The organism is Pseudarthrobacter sp. CC4, assembly GCF_048957775.1.
Taxonomy (GTDB): domain Bacteria; phylum Actinomycetota; class Actinomycetes; order Actinomycetales; family Micrococcaceae; genus Arthrobacter.
Genome location: NZ_JARCCZ010000015.1, coordinates 103,712 through 121,507, shown reverse-complemented (window position 1 = coordinate 121,507; position 17,796 = coordinate 103,712). Strand labels below are relative to the sequence as shown.

General features: G+C 65.8%; 16 protein-coding genes. 13 read left to right on the top strand and 3 right to left on the bottom strand.

Annotated elements, in window-relative coordinates:
• The first annotated feature begins 45 nt into the window (after positions 1 to 45).
• From uvrA to PV768_RS11815, 13 genes are all read left to right on the top strand, one after another.
• On the top strand, positions 46 to 2,967 hold the full coding sequence (uvrA, locus tag PV768_RS11875; RefSeq protein ID WP_321216176.1) for an excinuclease ABC subunit UvrA: 2,922 nt from the start codon (positions 46 to 48) through the stop codon (positions 2,965 to 2,967).
• Between the two features lie 92 nt (positions 2,968 to 3,059).
• A complete protein-coding gene (locus PV768_RS11870; protein WP_421093104.1) occupies positions 3,060 to 3,776 on the top strand; it encodes an HAD hydrolase-like protein in 717 nt (238 codons plus the stop codon).
• Entirely contained in the window at positions 3,763 to 4,431 is a 669-nt protein-coding gene (locus PV768_RS11865; RefSeq protein WP_321216178.1) for a lysophospholipid acyltransferase family protein, read from the top strand. Before PV768_RS11870 ends, PV768_RS11865 begins: the two co-directional genes overlap by 14 nt.
• Positions 4,432 to 4,511: 80 nt before the next feature.
• Positions 4,512 to 6,536, top strand: coding sequence for an excinuclease ABC subunit UvrC (gene uvrC / locus PV768_RS11860; RefSeq protein WP_421093103.1), 2,025 nt, complete (start codon positions 4,512 to 4,514; stop codon positions 6,534 to 6,536).
• A gap of 90 nt (positions 6,537 to 6,626) precedes the next feature.
• Positions 6,627 to 7,550, top strand: a complete 924-nt coding sequence (gene rapZ, locus PV768_RS11855) for an RNase adapter RapZ (RefSeq protein ID WP_157242370.1) — start codon at positions 6,627 to 6,629, stop codon at positions 7,548 to 7,550.
• Complete coding sequence (locus PV768_RS11850; RefSeq protein ID WP_321216180.1) at positions 7,550 to 8,566, top strand: uridine diphosphate-N-acetylglucosamine-binding protein YvcK; 1,017 nt, start codon at positions 7,550 to 7,552, stop codon at positions 8,564 to 8,566. The genes rapZ and PV768_RS11850 overlap by 1 nt, the downstream gene beginning before the upstream one ends.
• 9 nt (positions 8,567 to 8,575) lie before the next feature.
• A complete protein-coding gene (gene whiA / locus PV768_RS11845; RefSeq protein ID WP_015937022.1) occupies positions 8,576 to 9,556 on the top strand; it encodes a DNA-binding protein WhiA in 981 nt (326 codons plus the stop codon).
• 99 nt (positions 9,557 to 9,655) lie between these two features.
• Positions 9,656 to 10,282 carry a superoxide dismutase gene (locus tag PV768_RS11840; protein WP_188808970.1) on the top strand — a complete coding sequence of 209 codons (627 nt, stop codon included), beginning with the start codon at positions 9,656 to 9,658 and terminating at the stop codon, positions 10,280 to 10,282.
• Between the two features lie 262 nt (positions 10,283 to 10,544).
• Positions 10,545 to 11,555: a type I glyceraldehyde-3-phosphate dehydrogenase gene (gap, locus tag PV768_RS11835; protein WP_321216181.1), complete on the top strand. Its 1,011-nt coding sequence runs from the start codon at positions 10,545 to 10,547 to the stop codon at positions 11,553 to 11,555.
• Between the two features lie 10 nt (positions 11,556 to 11,565).
• Positions 11,566 to 12,792 (top strand): phosphoglycerate kinase, encoded by a 1,227-nt coding sequence (locus PV768_RS11830; protein ID WP_157242366.1) that lies wholly within the window; start codon positions 11,566 to 11,568, stop codon positions 12,790 to 12,792.
• A 95-nt stretch (positions 12,793 to 12,887) separates the two neighbouring features.
• Positions 12,888 to 13,703: a triose-phosphate isomerase gene (tpiA, locus tag PV768_RS11825; RefSeq protein ID WP_370460743.1), complete on the top strand. Its 816-nt coding sequence runs from the start codon at positions 12,888 to 12,890 to the stop codon at positions 13,701 to 13,703.
• 46 nt (positions 13,704 to 13,749) lie between these two features.
• Positions 13,750 to 14,007: a preprotein translocase subunit SecG gene (gene secG, locus PV768_RS11820; protein ID WP_104997906.1), complete on the top strand. Its 258-nt coding sequence runs from the start codon at positions 13,750 to 13,752 to the stop codon at positions 14,005 to 14,007.
• Between the two features lie 116 nt (positions 14,008 to 14,123).
• The gene (locus PV768_RS11815; RefSeq protein ID WP_421093102.1) at positions 14,124 to 14,513 is read left to right on the top strand and encodes an RNA polymerase-binding protein RbpA; all 390 of its coding nucleotides are present in this window, start codon (positions 14,124 to 14,126) and stop codon (positions 14,511 to 14,513) included.
• Here the strand turns inward: PV768_RS11815 and pgl are convergent.
• Genes pgl through zwf form a run of 3 tightly spaced genes read right to left on the bottom strand, consistent with a single transcriptional unit; the run spans position 14,466 to position 17,783 of the window.
• Entirely contained in the window at positions 14,466 to 15,284 is an 819-nt protein-coding gene (gene pgl / locus PV768_RS11810; protein ID WP_421093101.1) for a 6-phosphogluconolactonase, read from the bottom strand. The two genes, PV768_RS11815 and pgl, sit on opposite strands and share 48 nt — an antisense overlap.
• A complete protein-coding gene (locus PV768_RS11805) occupies positions 15,274 to 16,215 on the bottom strand; it encodes a glucose-6-phosphate dehydrogenase assembly protein OpcA (RefSeq protein ID WP_157242364.1) in 942 nt (313 codons plus the stop codon). The genes pgl and PV768_RS11805 overlap by 11 nt, the downstream gene beginning before the upstream one ends.
• Positions 16,212 to 17,783, bottom strand: a complete 1,572-nt coding sequence (zwf, locus tag PV768_RS11800; RefSeq protein ID WP_197432524.1) for a glucose-6-phosphate dehydrogenase — start codon at positions 17,781 to 17,783, stop codon at positions 16,212 to 16,214. Before zwf ends, PV768_RS11805 begins: the two co-directional genes overlap by 4 nt.
• Positions 17,784 to 17,796: the final 13 nt, after the last annotated feature.

Sequence of the window (17,796 nt, the reverse complement as noted above, 5' to 3'; positions counted from 1 at the left end):
GCCCCCGCGTGGATGTTCGAAGAAGTTTTCGATTAGCATAGTGGAGTGCCTAAAGCCGTAGCCGAAGAAACAGCCGTCCACCCCGTTTCCGTCGCAGCAGCACCCGCCGCCGCACCACACCGTCCGGACCTCTCCCGCCTGGTCGTCAAAGGCGCGCGGGAGCACAACCTGCGGAATGTGGACCTCGACCTGCCCCGGGATGCGATGATCGTCTTCACCGGGCTGTCAGGATCCGGGAAGTCCTCCCTGGCTTTCGACACCATCTTCGCAGAGGGCCAACGGCGCTACGTGGAATCGCTGTCCGCCTACGCGCGCCAGTTCCTGGGCCAGGTGGACAAGCCGGACGTCGACTTCATTGAGGGACTGTCGCCGGCGGTCTCCATCGACCAGAAGTCCACCAGCAAGAACCCCCGTTCCACGGTGGGCACCATCACCGAAATCTACGACTACATGCGCCTGCTCTGGGCCCGTGTGGGCCGGCCCCACTGCCCCGTGTGCGGCGAGCCGGTGGCCAAGCAGACTCCCCAGCAGATCGTTGACCAGCTGCTGGAGCTTGACCAGGGTACCCGCTTCCAGGTCCTGGCCCCGGTGGTGCGTGGACGCAAAGGCGAATTCGTTGACCTCTTCAAGGAACTGACCGCAAAGGGCTACTCCCGTGCACGCGTTGACGGGAACCTGGTCCAGCTGAGCGACCCGCCCAAGCTGGGCAAGCAGTTCAAGCACACCATCGAGGTGGTGGTGGACAGGCTAGTGGTCAAGGAAGGCATCAGCCAGCGGCTCACCGACTCCATTGAGACCGCGCTGGGCCTGGCCGAGGGCCGCGTCCTTGCCGAGTTCGTGGACCTTGAAGCGGACGATCCCGGCCGGCTGCGGGCCTTCTCCGAAAACCTGGCCTGCCCCAACGAGCACCCGCTTGCCATCGACGAGATCGAGCCCAGGTCCTTCTCGTTCAACAACCCCTTCGGCGCCTGCGCGGCCTGCAGCGGCATCGGCACCAAGCTGGAGGTGGACGAGGAACTCATCGTTCCCAACCCGGAACTTTCGCTGGCCGAGGGAGCCATCGCCCCGTGGTCGCTTGGCACGGCCACCACTGAGTACTGGAACAGGCTCCTGGAGGGCCTCGCCAAGGAACTCGGCTTCTCCATGGACACGCCGTGGGAGAAGCTGGGCAAGGACGTGCGCCAGACCGTGCTGCACGGCAAGGACCACAAGGTTGTGGTGCAGTACCGCAACCGCTTCGGCCGGGAACGGAAGTACAGTACCGGATTCGAAGGCGCCATCCAGTACGTCCACCGCAAGCACGGCGAAACGGACTCCGACTGGGCCCGCGACCGCTACGAAGAGTACATGCGGCAGATTCCCTGCCCGGCCTGCAACGGGGCGCGCCTCAACCCGGCCTCCCTGTCGGTGCTGATCAACGGCAAGTCCATTGCCGACGTCGCCGCCCTGCCCATGCGTGACTGCGCCGCGTTCCTGAACAACCTTGTCCTGACGGGCCGGGAAGCGCAGATTGCCCACCAGGTGCTCAAGGAGATCCAGGCCCGGCTGACCTTCCTGCTCGACGTCGGGCTGGAATACCTGAACCTTGAGCGTCCGTCCGCCACCCTCTCCGGCGGTGAGGCCCAGCGCATCCGCCTTGCCACCCAGATCGGCTCGGGCCTGGTGGGTGTCCTGTATGTGCTGGACGAACCGTCCATCGGGCTGCACCAGCGCGACAACCGGCGGCTGATCGACACCCTGACCCGGCTCCGCGACATGGGCAATACGCTCATCGTCGTTGAGCACGACGAAGACACCATCCACGTGGCTGACTGGATCGTGGACATCGGACCCGGCGCGGGCGAGCACGGCGGCCAGGTGGTCCACTCCGGCTCCTACAAGGACCTGCTGGAGAACACCGCATCCCTCACCGGCGACTACCTGTCCGGGCGCAAGAAGATCGAAGTCCCGAAGAAACGCCGCAAGTACGACAAAAAGCGTGAGCTGAAGGTGGTGGGCGCGAGGGAGAACAACCTCCTGAACGTGGACGCGGCGTTCCCGCTGGGACTCTTCACCGCGGTCACCGGGGTGAGCGGCTCCGGCAAGTCCACGCTGGTCAACGAGATCCTCTATAAGGTGCTGGCCAACAAGCTCAACGGCGCCAAGCAGGTAGCCGGCCGGCACAAAACCGTCCAGGGCCTGGAGCACCTGGACAAGGTGGTCCACGTGGACCAGAGCCCTATCGGGCGCACCCCCCGTTCCAACCCCGCCACCTACACGGGGGTGTTCGACAACATCCGCAAGCTGTTCGCGGAAACCACTGAGGCGAAGGTACGCGGGTACCTGCCCGGCCGGTTCTCGTTCAACGTCAAGGGCGGCCGCTGCGAAGCGTGCTCGGGTGACGGAACGCTGAAGATCGAGATGAACTTCCTGCCCGACGTCTACGTCCCCTGCGAGGTGTGCCATGGTGCGCGGTACAACCGGGAGACGCTCGAGGTGCACTACAAGGGCAAGACCATCGCGGACGTGCTGAACATGCCCATCGAGGAAGGCGCCGAGTTCTTCGCTGCCTTCTCGCCCATCGCCCGGCACCTCAACACCCTCGTGGACGTTGGCCTGGGCTACGTCCGCCTGGGCCAGCCGGCCACCACGCTGTCCGGCGGCGAGGCGCAGCGCGTGAAGCTGGCCGCCGAACTCCAGAAGCGGTCCAACGGGCGCAGCGTCTACGTGCTGGACGAGCCCACCACGGGGCTCCACTTCGAGGACATCCGCAAGCTGCTGATGGTCCTGCAGGGGCTGGTGGACAAAGGCAACACCGTGATCACCATCGAACACAACCTGGACGTCATCAAGAGCGCGGACTGGATCGTGGACCTCGGGCCGGACGGCGGTTCCGGCGGCGGCCAGATCGTGGCATCAGGAACGCCGGAGGAGCTGGCCAAGTCCACTGCCAGCCACACAGCCGCGTTCCTCGCTGAAATCCTGTAGAAGCGCGGCGAGGTCTCCTGACGTAATCCAAATGTATGCCGCTGCGCGTATGCGAGTTTCAGGCATGAGTGGTGTCGTGAGAAACTAACCCGGTGACTCAAACAACAGTGCCCGTGATCTTTGACCTGGACGGCACTCTTGTCGATCCGGTCGGGGGAATAACAGACGGAATCTCCTTTGCCCTGAACGCCATGGGGCTTCCCGTTCCCGGGCAGGACCTGCTCCACTCGATGATCGGCCCGAAACTCAGCGATGCCCTGCTGAATGTGGCCAACGTGCCGGCGGACCTGCTGGACGAGGTCATCCGCCTGTACCGCGAGTACTACGTCGCCACCGGGATCGCGCAGGGCCGGATCTACCCGGGCGTCCGTGAAGTCCTGGAGTCCTTCGCGGACGCCGGGCTTCCGGTGGCTGTTGCCACCCAGAAGCCGCAGCGCCTTGCCCGCACTGTGCTGGCACACCATGGAATCGACGGGTTGTTCCACGGCATCCACGGCTCTGAGGATGACGAAAGCGCGGTGCAGGGGGTTCCGCTCGGCAAGACAGGGATCATCGCCGCTGCATTGAAGGACCTGAACACGCAGCATGCCGTGATGGTGGGGGATCGGGCACAGGATGTTTCAGGGGCCATCGCCAACGGCCTGGACTGCATCGGCGTGGCTTGGGGATTTGCGCCCGACGGCGAGCTGGAGGAGGCCGGTGCGGTGGCCGTGGTGGAAACCGCGGAGGGCCTGCTGGAGCTTCTCCGGCAGATGCAGGCCATCCACTCCGCGGCCCTGGGGGAGGTGACCAACGATGGCAATGTTTGATGCTGTCCGCTGGACCACGCGCAGCCTGATCTCGAGCACCTGCCGGCCCACCGTCGTCGGCCTTGAAAACGTTCCTGCCGACGGGCCGTTCATCGTCGCCCCGAACCATCTGTCATTCTTCGACAGCGTGATCGTCCAGGCCCTGATGCCGCGCCCCGTTGCCTTCTTCGCGAAGGCCGAATACTTCACAACCGGAGGCGTCAAGGGCAAGGTCATGAAGGCCTTTTTCGAGTCCGTGGGTTCCATTCCCGTGGAGCGGGGTGAGCAGGCCGCAAGTGTCCAGGCACTCAAGACGCTGCTGGACATCCTGGAATCCGGCAAGGGAATCGGCATCTATCCGGAAGGCACCCGCTCCCGTGACGGCATCCTCTACCGGGGACGCACCGGCGTGGGATGGCTGGCGCTCACCACCGGGGCACCGGTGATTCCCGTTGGACTTATCGGTACGGAAAACCTCCAGCGCGCCGGTGAGAGCGGGGTACGCCCGCAGCATTTCACCATGAAAGTGGGGGAGCCGCTGTACTTCGACAAGACCGGGCCGGACCATTCGCTGCCGGCCCGGCGGGCAGTGACTGACCGCATCATGGACGCCATTGCCGAACTCAGCGGACAGGAACGCTCCACCAGTTACAACCAGAGCAAGGCCACGGAATAACCCCGGTTCCAGCCGGATTTAAGGGCCGCGAGGACCGCCGGGTGGCAAAGGCACCCGGCGCGCCTCAGTAGACTGGATAGGTGGCAAATCCAGCAAGTTACCGGCCCAAGACGGGGGAGATTCCCACCAACCCGGGGGTGTATCGCTTCCGTGATGCGCACGGCCGCGTCATCTATGTCGGCAAGGCCAAGAGCCTCCGTTCCCGCCTGAACTCCTACTTTGCCAACCCTGCCGGCCTGCTGCCCAAGACCTACGCCATGGTCCACGCCGCCAGCAGCGTCGAGTGGACGGTGGTGGGCAGCGAACTCGAGTCGCTGCAGCTGGAATACACCTGGATCAAGGAATTCAAGCCGCGGTTCAACGTGGTGTTCCGTGACGATAAGACCTACCCCTACCTGGCCGTCACTGTCGGCGAGAAGTACCCGCGCGTGCAGGTGATGCGCGGCGACAAGCGGAAGGGCACCCGCTACTTCGGCCCCTACACGGCAGGCGCCATCCGGGAGACCATGGATACCCTGTTGCGAGTCTTTCCGGTCCGCAGCTGCAGCGCCGGGGTGTTCAAGCGCGCCGAGGCCAGCGGCCGGCCCTGCCTCCTGGGCTATATCGATAAATGCTCTGCCCCATGCGTGGGAAGGATCTCCCCGGAAGACCACCGGGCACTGGCTGAGGACTTCTGCGCCTTTATGGGCGGCGAGGCCAAGCGCTTCATAGCGAAGCTGGAAAAGCAGATGGCGGAAGCAGTAGCCGAGCTTGACTACGAGCGTGCTGCCCGGGTCCGCGATGACATCACCGCCTTGCGGAAAGTCTTTGAGCGCAACGCCGTGGTCCTCGCGGAGGACACCGACGCCGACATTTTCGCCCTGCACGAAGACGAACTGGAAGCTGCAGTCCAGGTGTTCCATGTCCGCGGCGGCCGCATCCGCGGCCAGCGTGGCTGGGTAGTTGAAAAGGTGGAGGATTCCACCACCCCGGACCTCGTGGAGCACCTCCTGCAACAGGTGTACGGCGAGGACGGCGATAGCCATGGCAGGCTGCCGCGCGAGGTCCTGGTGCCCGTCGCCCCCAGCAATACCGAGGAACTGGCGCTGTGGCTGGGCGGACTGCGCGGGGCAAAGGTTGATATCCGGGTCCCGCAGCGCGGGGACAAGGCCGCGTTGATGTCCACGGTGCGCGAAAATGCCGAGCATGCCCTGAAGCTTCACAAGACCCGGCGCGCGGGGGATCTCACCGTGAGGTCGCAGGCATTACAGGAGCTCCAGGAGGCGCTGGACCTGCCGGTGCCGCTGCTGCGGATCGAGTGCTTCGACGTCTCGCACGTCCAGGGCACCAACGTGGTGGCCTCCATGGTGGTGGTGGAGGACGGGCTGCCCAAGAAAGCGGACTACCGGAAATTCTCGGTCACCGGACCGGCAGCGGCGGACGACACCGCCGCGATGCATGACGTCCTCACCCGCCGGTTCCGCCACTACCTGCAGGACAAGTCCGCGCAGGTGGGTGAGGCTGCCCTGGCCGGCGTCCCGGCCGAGGCCGAAGAGGGGCCTGGACAGGAACAGGAAGCGCAGGCCGGCCTGCTGGATACCACCACGCCTGCACCGCGGGCCAGGTTCGCCTACCCGCCCAACCTGGTGGTGGTGGACGGCGGCAAGCCCCAGGTCAATGCCGCAGCCCGTGCCCTCGCCGATCTCGGCATTGACGACGTCTACGTGGTGGGCCTGGCCAAGCGGCTCGAGGAAGTGTGGCTGCCGGACAGCGACTTCCCGGTCATCCTCCCCAGGACGTCCCAGGGGCTGTACCTGCTGCAGCGGATCCGTGACGAAGCCCACCGCTTCGCCATTTCCTTCCACCGGCAAAAGCGGGGGAAGGCCATGACCGTGTCCGCCCTGGACGGCGTGCCGGGACTGGGTGCCTCCAAACGGAAAGCCCTGCTGGCCCACTTTGGTTCCGTGAAGGGCGTCAAGGCCGCCTCGGCGGCTGAGCTGTCCCAGGCGAAGGGCATCGGCCCTGCCCTTGCCGGCGCCATCGTGAACCACTTCGCGCCGGACGGACCGGAAGCTGCGGCTGTCCCTGCCATCAACATGACCACCGGCGAAATCATTGAAACTTAGCGGAGTCCCCTGAAACTTGGCTAGGGTAATGAACGGGGTTTCCGCCAACGCGGCAGCCTGCAGGACAACAACAGGAACGGGGCGGACTTAATGGCAGAGACGACGGCGGAATCCGGGGCCGGGGAGGACGGGCTGCAGCCCGTCAAGCCCCTCGAAGCGGAGCTGCTGGTGGTCACCGGAATGTCCGGAGCCGGGCGGAGCACGGCTGCCGATGCGCTGGAGGACCACGGCTGGTATGTCGTGGAGAACCTTCCGCCGCAGATGCTCGGAACCTTGGCCGACCTTGTGTCCCACGCCCCGCAGTCCATTCCGCGGCTGGCGGTGGTCATCGACGTCCGCAGCAAGGGCCTGTTCGCCGACATCCGGGCCGCGCTGGGAGCATTGGCCTCCAGCGGAGTGGCTTTCCGGGTGCTCTTCCTGGACGCCAGCGACAACGTCCTGGTCAGGCGGTTCGAGCAGGGACGCCGGCCGCATCCGCTGCAGGGCGGCGGCCGCATCCTCGACGGCATTGCCGCCGAACGGGAGTTGCTCCAGGAACTGCGCGACAGCTCAGACGTCGTCCTGGACACCTCCGGCTACAACGTCCACGGCCTTGCCACCGCCATCACCGAACTCTTCAGTGAAACGGGGCCCGTTGCCCTGCGGCTGAACGTCATGAGCTTCGGCTTCAAGTACGGCCTGCCCGTTGACGCCAACTACGTTGCGGACGTCCGGTTCATCCCCAACCCGCACTGGGTGCCCCAGCTGCGCCCGCACACCGGGCTGGACAAGGATGTCAGCGACTACGTCCTGGAGGCGGAAGGGGTCAAGAACTTCGTGGACCGCTACGTCATGGCCCTCGAGCCCGTCCTGGACGGTTACCGCCGCGAGAACAAGCACTACGCCACCATCGCCGTGGGCTGCACGGGCGGGAAGCACCGCTCAGTGGCCGTCGCCGTCGAGCTTTCCAAGAAACTGGCACAGTTCCCCAGAGTCACGGTGACCACCACGCACCGGGATCTGGGCCGGGAGTAATGTCGCTTTTCACCGGGGCCCTGCCGCTGGTTCCGCCCGCCGGAGCAGCGGGCGGCCAGCAAAACAAAGGCCCCAAGGTAGTTGCCCTGGGCGGCGGCCACGGCCTGTCGGCGTCGTTGTCCGCGCTGCGCCTCCTCACTTCGGACCTGACGGCGGTGGTGACGGTAGCGGACGACGGCGGCTCGTCCGGGCGCCTGCGCGAGGAGTACGGTGTCCTGCCGCCGGGGGACCTGCGCATGGCGTTGGCCGCCCTGTGTGACGACACTGACTGGGGACGCACCTGGCGGGACGTCATGCAGCACCGGTTCCGTCCCGGCAAGGGCCCGGGCGGCTCCCTGGACGAACATGCCATGGGCAACCTGCTGATCGTCACCCTCTGGGAACTGCTGGGCGACGCCGTCGCCGGGCTCAAGTGGGCAGGCGCGCTCCTTGGAGCACGCGGCCAGGTCCTGCCCATGTCCACCGTGCCGCTCACCATCGAAGGTGACGTCCGGATCACCGCCCCTGACGGCGGCTCCGCCCTGCACACCATCCGGGGCCAGGCGCGCTGCGCGGTAGCGGGATCCCTGGAGGAGGTGCGGCTCCTGCCCGGAGCCGCCCCCGCCTGCGTTGAGGCACTTACTGCGATCGAGCTCGCGGACTGGGTCATCCTGGGGCCCGGCTCCTGGTACACCTCCGTGCTGCCGCACCTCCTCCTGCCCGAGATGCGGGAGGCACTGTGCCAGACGCCGGCGAAGCGCTGCCTCACCATGAACCTGGCCACGGATACCAAGGAAACGTCCGGCATGACCGCCGCGGACCACCTTGACGTGCTGCGAAGATATGCCCCCGGGTTCAGCGTGGACGTTGTCCTGGCAGATCCCGCCTCCGTCCCTGACCGGCAGGAGTTCGAGAAAGCCGCCGGGATGATCGGCGCCGAGGTGGTCTTGGGTAAAGTAGGGGCGTCGGGCCGCCGTCCCGTCCACGACCCCCTGCGTCTGGCGACGGCGTACCACGACGTTTTTGGGAACAGTTAGGAAGGTGCCATGGCACTGACAGCATCGGTCAAAGAAGAACTGTCCCGTCTGGACATCAAAAAGTCATCAGTACGCAAGGCCGAGGTATCCGCCATGCTCCGCTTCGCGGGCGGGCTGCACATCATCTCCGGCCGGATCGTCATCGAGGCCGAGGTGGACCTGGCGTCCACCGCGCGGCGCCTCCGGGCAGCAATCGCCGAAGTGTACGGCCACCAGAGCGAAATCATCGTCGTTTCTGCCGGGGGACTGCGGCGCGCCAGCCGCTACGTGGTCCGGGTGGTGCGTGACGGCGAGGCGCTGGCCCGCCAGACAGGCCTCCTCGACGGCCGCGGCCGCCCCGTGCGCGGGCTGCCTTCCGCCGTCGTCAACGGCTCAGCGGCCGACGCCGAAGCGGTGTGGCGAGGGGCTTTCCTGGCGCACGGCTCGCTGACCGAGCCGGGGCGCTCATCGTCGCTGGAAGTCACCTGCCCCGGACCGGAATCGGCCCTGGCGCTCGTGGGGGCGGCGCGCCGGCTGGACATCCAGGCCAAGGCCCGCGAAGTCCGCGGCGTGGACCGGGTGGTCATCCGGGACGGCGACACCATTGCGGCGCTGCTGACCCGCATGGGTGCCCATGACGCCCTGATGGTGTGGGAGGAACGGCGGATGCGCAAGGAGGTGCGTGCCACCGCCAACCGCCTGGCCAACTTCGACGACGCCAACCTGCGCCGCTCCGCCCAGGCCGCCGTGGCAGCAGGGGCGCGCGTGGACCGGGCCCTGGAAATCCTCGGCGACGACGTGCCGGACCACCTGAAGTACGCCGGCGAACTGCGGGTGGCGCACAAGCAGGCCAGCCTGGACGAGCTCGGCCGCCTGGCGGACCCGGTGATGACCAAGGACGCGATTGCCGGAAGGATCCGCCGGTTGCTGGCCATGGCGGACAAACGTGCGCTGGACCTGGGCATCCCCGGGACGGACGCCAATGTGACGCCTGAAATGCTGGACGAGTGACAGCCCCATAGAATCAAAAAGATTCCGGGCGCCAGCCGCCCGGATGCATAATCCGAGAGTTACCAACCGGACCGAATGTCCACGATATTGGAGGATTTTGTGACCGAGTACGTATTGCCCGAACTCAGCTACGATTACGCCGCCCTGGAGCCGCACATTTCCGCGCGGATCATGGAGCTGCACCACAGCAAGCACCACGCAGCCTACGTGGCCGGCGCCAACAACGCACTGGCCCAGCTGGCCGAAGCCCGGGAGAAGGGCGACTTCGCCAACATCAACCGGCTCTCCAAGGACCTCGCCTTCCACACCGGCGGCCACGTCAACCACTCCGTCTTCTGGAACAACCTCTCCCCGGACGGCGGCGACAAGCCCGAGGGTGAACTCGCTGCGGCCATCGATGACGCGTTCGGCTCGTTCGACGCGTTCCGCGCGCAGTTCTCCGCTGCGGCACTGGGCCTGCAGGGCTCCGGCTGGGGTTTCCTCGCCTACGAGCCCATCGGCGGCAACCTGGTCATCGAGCAGCTGTACGACCAGCAGGGCAACGTTGCGCTCGGCACCACCCCGCTGCTGATGCTGGACATGTGGGAGCACGCCTTCTACCTGGACTACGTCAACGTAAAGGCCGACTACGTCAAGGCGTTCTGGAACATCGTGAACTGGGCCGACGTCGCCAAGCGGTTTGAGGCTGCGCGCACCAACGCCACGGGGCTCATCACCCTCCCGTAGTGAACACCGCCGCACCGCGGTGTAACAAACTTCACATTTCGGACATATGACGGCCGGGATGTGGACGGTCCGCCCCCGCACTTGCGGGGGCGGACCCAGTTAAACGTAAGATAGGTCACGGAAGGCGGTTAGCCTTCAGCAATGAGGCTGGTCGCCCTCCGTATGTAAATCATCTCTGCCCAATGGCGTGCGGGATCTGTTAGTTGGCTTGATAGCCCGCTCAACTAGTTGTGCTTCTGAAAGCACCAAGGAGACTGAACAAGTGACGACCCGTATTGGTATCAACGGCTTTGGCCGTATTGGCCGCAACTACTTCCGCGCAGCACTCGCACAGGGCGCGGACCTGGAGATCGTTGCAGTCAACGACCTCACCAGCCCCGAAGCACTCGCGCACCTCTTCAAGTACGACTCCGTCGGCGGCCGCCTGAAGGAAACCATCGAGGTCAAGGACGGCAACATCGTCGTCAACGGCAACGTCGTCAAAGTCCTCGCCGAGCGCGATCCCGCCAACCTCCCGTGGGGGGAACTGGGCGTTGACATCGTCATCGAGTCCACCGGCTTCTTCACCAAGGCCGCCGCTGCACAGAAGCACATTGATGCAGGCGCCAAGAAGGTCCTGATCTCCGCCCCGGCGTCCGACGAGGACATCACCATCGTGATGGGCGTAAACCACGGCCTGTACGACAACGCGACGCACCACATCATCTCCAACGCTTCCTGCACCACCAACTGCCTCGGCCCGCTGGCCAAGGTCATCAACGACGAGTTCGGCATCGAGCGCGGCCTCATGACCACCGTGCACGCCTACACCGCGGACCAGAACCTGCAGGACGGCCCGCACAGCGACCTGCGCCGTGCGCGCGCCGCGGCCATCAACATGGTTCCCACGTCCACCGGTGCGGCCAAGGCCATCGGCCTGGTGCTGCCCGAGCTCAAGGGCAAGCTGGACGGCTACGCCATCCGCGTCCCGGTCCCCACCGGCTCCGCCACCGACCTCACCGTCACCGTCTCCCGCGAGACCACCGTGGAGGAAGTCAACGCAGCCCTCAAGCGCGCCGCCGAATCCGAGGAACTGCAGGGATTCCTGACCTACACGGACGAGCCCATCGTGTCCTCCGACATCGTCGGCGACCCCGCATCCTCCATCTTCGACTCCGGCCTGACCAAGGTCATCGGCAACCAGGTCAAGGTTGTTTCCTGGTATGACAACGAATGGGGCTACTCCAACCGCCTCGTAGACCTTACGGAGCTTGTCGCATCCAAGCTGGGCTAGGGTTAGACACATGACATCTCACACCCTCAACGAACTGATCGCTGAAGGTGTCCGCGGGCGGTACATTCTGGTTCGAAGTGACCTGAATGTGCCGCTCGACGGCTCTACAGTCACTGATGATGGCCGCATCAAGGCCTCCCTGCCAGTGCTGTCAAAGCTCACGGACGCCGGTGCCCGCGTGCTGGTAACAGCCCACCTCGGACGCCCCAAGGGCGCCCCTGAGGACAAGTACTCCCTTCGGCCCGCAGTAGCCCGCCTGGCGGAGCTGGCCGGCTTCAAAGCCACCCTTGCCGCGGACACCGTGGGCAGTGCCGCCAAGGAAGCAGCAGCCTCCCTGCAGGACGGCGAAGTGCTTGTCCTGGAGAATGTCCGCTTCGATGCCCGCGAAACCAGCAAGGACGACGCCGAGCGCGGCGCCTTCGCTGACGAGCTGGTTGCCCTGACTGGCGGCAACGGCGCCTACGTGGACGATGCCTTCGGAGCGGTGCACCGCAAGCACGCCAGCGTGTACGACGTCGCCACCCGGCTTCCGTCCTACCTTGGCGACCTCGTGCACACCGAGGTGGAGGTCCTGCGCAAGCTGACGGCCGACACGCAGCGCCCCTACGTGGTGGTGCTCGGCGGTTCCAAGGTCTCCGACAAGCTGGCAGTCATCGAAAACCTGCTGGGCAAGGCCGACACCATCCTGGTGGGCGGCGGAATGCTGTTCACGTTCCTCGCCGCGGCCGGGCACAAGGTCGCCTCCAGCCTGCTCGAGGAAGACCAGATCCCGGTGGTCCAGGACTACCTCAAGCGTGCGGCAGGCGCCGGCACCGAATTCGTGGTGCCCACGGACGTCGTGGTGGCGGAGAAGTTCGCCGCCGATGCCGCCCATGAGACTGTCCCCGCGGACAACATCGAAGGCAGCAGCTTCGGTGCCCAGGGCATCGGCCTGGACATCGGCCCCGAGTCCGCCGCAGCATTTGCCGAGCGGATCAAGGGTGCCAAGACGGTCTTCTGGAACGGTCCGATGGGGGTGTTCGAGTTCGAAGCGTTCTCCGCCGGGACACGTGCCATCGCCCAGGCCCTGACTGAGACCGAAGCGTTCACCGTGGTGGGCGGCGGCGACTCTGCTGCGGCCGTACGCACGCTTGGCTTCGCTGACGACCAGTTCGGACACATCTCCACTGGTGGAGGCGCAAGCCTGGAATACCTCGAAGGCAAGGAACTCCCGGGGCTCAGCGTCCTCGACCGCTAAAGCCTTTCCGGCAGCAGTACCTGTCCCTCCGGCCGGCAGGTTGCCCCGCGGCAGCCTGCCGGCCGAACACATATCTAGAACTTTTTGGAGAATACGTGACTACGTCAACGAACGGCGCTTTCGACCGCAAGCCCTTCATCGCGGGCAACTGGAAAATGAACATGGACCACGTGCAGGGCATCACCCTCCTGCAGAAGCTCGCCTGGACCCTCTCGGACGCCAAGCACGACTACAGCCGGGTCGAAGTTGCTGTCTTCCCCCCGTTCACGGATCTCCGCGGCGTCCAGACCCTTGTCCAGGGCGACGACCTGGACATTGCCTACGGCGGGCAGGACCTCTCCCAGTTCGATTCGGGAGCGTACACCGGAGACATCTCGGGCCAGTTCCTTAACAAGCTGGGCTGCAAGTACGTCCTGGTGGGCCACAGCGAACGCCGCACCATCCACAACGAAACCGACGACGTCCTCAACGCCAAGGTCAAGGCCGCCTTCAAGCACGGCATCACGCCCGTGCTCTGCGTCGGTGAAGGCCTGGAGATCCGCCAGGCCGGCACCCACGTCAGCCACACCCTGGAGCAGCTTCGGGCCGGCGTTTCCGGGCTTAGCGGCGAGCAGGCCGCCGAACTGGTCGTCGCCTACGAACCCGTCTGGGCCATCGGCACCGGTGAAGTAGCCGGACCGGAGGACGCCCAGGAGATGTGCGCCGCCATCCGCGCTGAGCTCGGGACGCTGTTCGGCGCCGATGTTGCCGCCAGGACGCGGCTGCTCTACGGCGGCTCGGTCAAGGCCAACAACGCCGCCGCAATCCTCAAGGAACGCGACGTGGACGGCCTGCTCGTGGGCGGGGCAAGCTTGGATCCTGCCGAGTTTGCTAATATTGTCAGGTTCGAGAGTCACTTGGTGACGGACTAGTCCGTCCGCCCAACTCCCGCAATCCCCAACTTCCGGAAAGGCCGTCGTGGACGTTCTTCATGTCATTCTGCAGATCCTCCTAGGCATCACCAGCCTCCTGCTGACGCTGCTCATCCTCCTTCACAAGGGCAGGGGCGGCGGGATGTCGGACATGTTCGGCGGCGGCATGAGCTCAGGCCTCAGCTCGTCGGGCGTCGCCGAACGCAACCTGAACAGGTTCACGGTGGTGCTTGGCGTGACGTGGGGCATCGTCATCATCGCGCTGGGACTGATCATGCGGTTCAGCGGCGGCGGGGACTCCTGACTGCCTAATCAGCGAAAAGTGCCGTGGCGGAAACTGCCGCTGCACAGGTCTGCCAACTAAACTGTGGCTGTCGGTTCCCGACAGCCACAGTTCTGTTTAAGCAGGCAGGAGTCCCGATGATTCATCCGTCGTCAGGCTTCCGGGGCACCCGCGCGGGCGTCACGGAAGGAACGGGTTTCAGCTTCGAGTCGGAGGACCATGGGAAGCCGCTGCCGCGCATCCGGGTCTCGTACTGGTGCGCGAAGGGCCACGAAACCACCCCGGTATTCCTCAAACTCCCCGAGGACCAGATTCCGCTCGTCTGGGACTGCCGGAAGTGCGGCGGCCAGGCATCCCGGGATGGCGAGGCAGCGGCCGCCGACGCCTTGGACGACGGCTATAAAAGCCACCTTGAGTACGTTAAAGAGCGGCGCTCCGACCAGGACGCCGAAGATGTCCTGGCCGGAGCGCTGGAAAAACTACGCGCCCGCGGCGTCCTTCCGGACGAGCTGCTGGGGGACACGTGAGGCCGCGTTTTCGTCGATAAGCCACAGGGTCTGGGACGTCCCCCGTGGTCCTGCGGCCGGGACCTGGACGGGGTTGGCGCCTGCCAGTGCCAGACCCACGGCGCCGGCCTTGTCCTCGCCCGCCACCACCATCCACACCTCGGAGGCCGTATTAATGGCCGGCAGCGTCAGGGATACCCGCAGGGGCGGCGGTTTTGGCGAGTTCCTGACTCCCACCACAGTGCGTTCCTTTTCGCGGATGCCGGCCTGCTCCGGGAACAGCGACGCGACGTGCGCATCCGGACCGACGCCCAGCAGGACGACGTCAAGGCGCGGCAGCGCGGACGGCTCCTCCGGCCGGTCGTCGGACATATCGGCAGCGTGCTCGGCGGCTGCAGCTTCCCGCAACCGCCGGGCGTAATCCTCGGCGGCTTCTTCCGGGGTGCCGAAGTCATCCGCGGACCCCGGTTCGTGGATCCGTTCAGGGTCCACGGGGATGTGCGACAGCAGGGCGTCGGACGCCTGCTTCGTATTCCGTTCCGGGTCCCCGGCGGGGAGGAAGCGCTCGTCGCCCCACCAGAAATTCACCTTTGACCAATCGACCGCCGGGGCAGCCGGGGAGTCAGCAACAGCCTTTAGCGTGCCGATACCCACGGTTCCCCCGGTCAGCACCACGGTGGCCTCGCCGAACTTGTCCTGCACATCAACGAGCTTGGTGATCAGGCGGGCCGCGATCGCGGCCATCAGGACGGACGAATCAGGATGAATGCTTACTCTTGGGTCAACGCTCACTGGGTCGGACGCTCCTTAGATTGGTTCGTGGCAGTCCCATAGTAATCACTTCCCCAAACACCTCGTCCGGGTCCAGGCGCCGCAGTTCCTCGGCAAGGCAGTCACGCAGGCTGCGCCGGGGCAGCGAGATGCGCTGGGCGGGCTGGCCGGGCTGCGTTAGTTCGGCGACGGACAGGCCGGGCCGGAAGAGCTGGATGTCGCCACCGGGCCGGGAAAGCCGGACCCGGCGGATGCCCGTACCGGCCGGGTCGGCGACGATGGTCACGGGCGCGTCCAGGGTAAGCGTCAGCCAGGCTGCCAGCAGGATGGTGCTCGGGGAGTCCGAGGCCCCTTCGACCGCGACGGCCGTGACGGGGGAAGAGTCCACCTGGTCCAGGACGGCCGCGAGCTGGATCCGCCAGTTGGTCAGGCGCGTCCAGGCGAGGTCCGTGTCTCCGGCCTTGTAGGTGGACCGGATGTTCTCCAGCGCACGCTGTGGATCCGGCTCATTCGCGGAGTCGGTGATCCGGCGGTGGGCGATTCTCCCGATGGAGGTTTCGCACGCGTTTTTCGGCGCGCCGTGCGGCCACCAGGCCACGATCGGTGCGTCCGGGAGGAGCAGCGCGGCTACCAGGGATTCGCTTTCGTGCGCGAGCTCGCCGTAGCCGCGCAGTACGATCACCTCGGATGCGCCGGCGTCACCGCCGACCCGGATCTGGGCGTCCAGGCGGTCAGGCGCCGTGGCCCCGGCGTCGGCCAGGACGATGATCCGGCAAGGGTGCTCGCGGCTGGCCTCGTTGGCTGCCTCGATAGCCTCTTCCTCAAGCCCGGACTTGGTGACCACCACGAGGGTGAGCACCCGGCCCAGGGCAATCACGCCGCCCTGCTCGCGCAGGGACATGATCTTCTTGGAGACAGCGGAGGTTGTGGTGTCCGGCAGGTCTACAATCATGGCCTTCTCCAGGTTCGTCCGTCGCGGGCCAGCAGCTCGTCAGCCGAGGCGGGGCCCCAGCTGCCCGGGGCGTAGGGTTCGGGCTGTTCGTCCAGGGTGGCCCAGTATTCCTCGAACGGGTCGAGGATCTTCCAGGACAGCTCCACTTCCTCATGCCGCGGGAAGAGCGGCGGCTCGCCCAGGAGCACGTCCAGGATCAGCCGCTCGTATGCCTCCGGGCTGGATTCGGTGAAGGAGTGGCCATAACCGAAGTCCATGGTCACGTCCCGGACTTCCATCTGCGTGCCGGGGACCTTGGAGCCGAACCGGATGGTCACGCCTTCGTCGGGCTGGACGCGGATCACCACGGCGTTCTGTCCGAAGTCGTCCTCGGCGTGGTCGCGGAACAGCAGGTTGGGCGCACGCTTGAAGACCACGGCGATCTCTGTGACGCGGCGGCCCAGGCGCTTTCCGGCGCGGAGGTAGAACGGGACGCCGGACCAGCGGCGGGTGTGGATGTCCACCCGGATCGCGGCGAAGGTCTCGGTGGTGGAATCGGCCGGGATGCCTTCCTCCTCCAGGTAGCCCTGGACCTGTTCTCCACCCTGCCATCCGCCGGTGAACTGGCCGCGCGCCGAGTGCGTGGAGAGGTCGTCCGGGAGCTTGACGGCGGCGAGGACCTTTTCCTTCTCGGCGCGCAGGTGATCGGCGTTGAAGGAGATGGGCTCCTCCATCGCGGTCAGCGCCAGCAGCTGCAGCAGGTGGTTCTGGATGACGTCGCGGGCTGCTCCCACGCCGTCGTAATAGCCCGCCCGGCCGCCGGTGCCGATGTCTTCGGCCATGGTGATCTGGACGTGGTCCACATAGTTCGCGTTCCACAAAGGCTCAAACAACTGGTTCGCGAAGCGCAGCGCCAGGATGTTCTGGACCGTCTCCTTGCCCAGGTAGTGGTCGATCCGGAACACGGCGTCCGGCGGGAACACCGATTCCACGATGTCATTCAGCTGCCGGGCAGACTCGAGGTCGTGACCGAACGGCTTCTCGATCACCACGCGGCGCCACTTGTCACCCTCAGCCTGTGCCAGGCCGTGCTTGGACAGCTGTCGGCATACCTGCTCGAAGGCCTTGGGCGGAATCGAGAGGTAGAACGCGTGGTTGCCGCGGGTACCGCGCAGCTCATCAAGCTCATCGATGACTTCACCCAGCCGCTCGAAGGCGTCGTCGTCGTCGAACTCTCCCTGGACAAAACGGATGCCCTCGGAAAGCTGGTTCCACACCGCCTCATCAAAAGGCGTGCGCGCATAGGACTGCACGGAAGCCTTCACCTGACCGGCGAAATCCTCATCAGTCCATTCCCGGCGTCCGAAACCCACCAACGCGAAGCTGGGCGGCAGGAGCCCGCGGTTGGCGAGGTCGTACACGGCCGGCATGAGCTTCTTGCGGGCGAGGTCGCCGGTCACTCCGAAGAGCACCAGCGATGACGGGCCGGCGATCCGGTTCAGGCGGCGGTCGCGCGGGTCGCGCAGCGGGTTCCGCAGCGTTCTCCCGGAACGCGTCCCGGGCGTCCTGCCGTATTCAGTTTCTGGCATGTTGCTTCTGTGC

What these genes read in the sequence shown, in the direction of transcription:
- rapZ (WP_157242370.1), top strand. Translation starts at nt 6,627, where the DNA reads ATGGCAGAGACGACGGCGGAATCCGGGGCCGGGGAGGACGGGCTGCAG.
- PV768_RS11815 (WP_421093102.1), top strand. Translation starts at nt 14,124, where the DNA reads ATGATTCATCCGTCGTCAGGCTTCCGGGGCACCCGCGCGGGCGTCACG.
- PV768_RS11805 (WP_157242364.1), bottom strand. Translation starts at nt 16,215, where the DNA reads ATGATTGTAGACCTGCCGGACACCACAACCTCCGCTGTCTCCAAGAAG.
- PV768_RS11850 (WP_321216180.1), top strand. Translation starts at nt 7,550, where the DNA reads ATGTCGCTTTTCACCGGGGCCCTGCCGCTGGTTCCGCCCGCCGGAGCA.
- zwf (WP_197432524.1), bottom strand. Translation starts at nt 17,783, where the DNA reads ATGCCAGAAACTGAATACGGCAGGACGCCCGGGACGCGTTCCGGGAGA.
- whiA (WP_015937022.1), top strand. Translation starts at nt 8,576, where the DNA reads ATGGCACTGACAGCATCGGTCAAAGAAGAACTGTCCCGTCTGGACATC.
- PV768_RS11865 (WP_321216178.1), top strand. Translation starts at nt 3,763, where the DNA reads ATGGCAATGTTTGATGCTGTCCGCTGGACCACGCGCAGCCTGATCTCG.
- PV768_RS11830 (WP_157242366.1), top strand. Translation starts at nt 11,566, where the DNA reads ATGACATCTCACACCCTCAACGAACTGATCGCTGAAGGTGTCCGCGGG.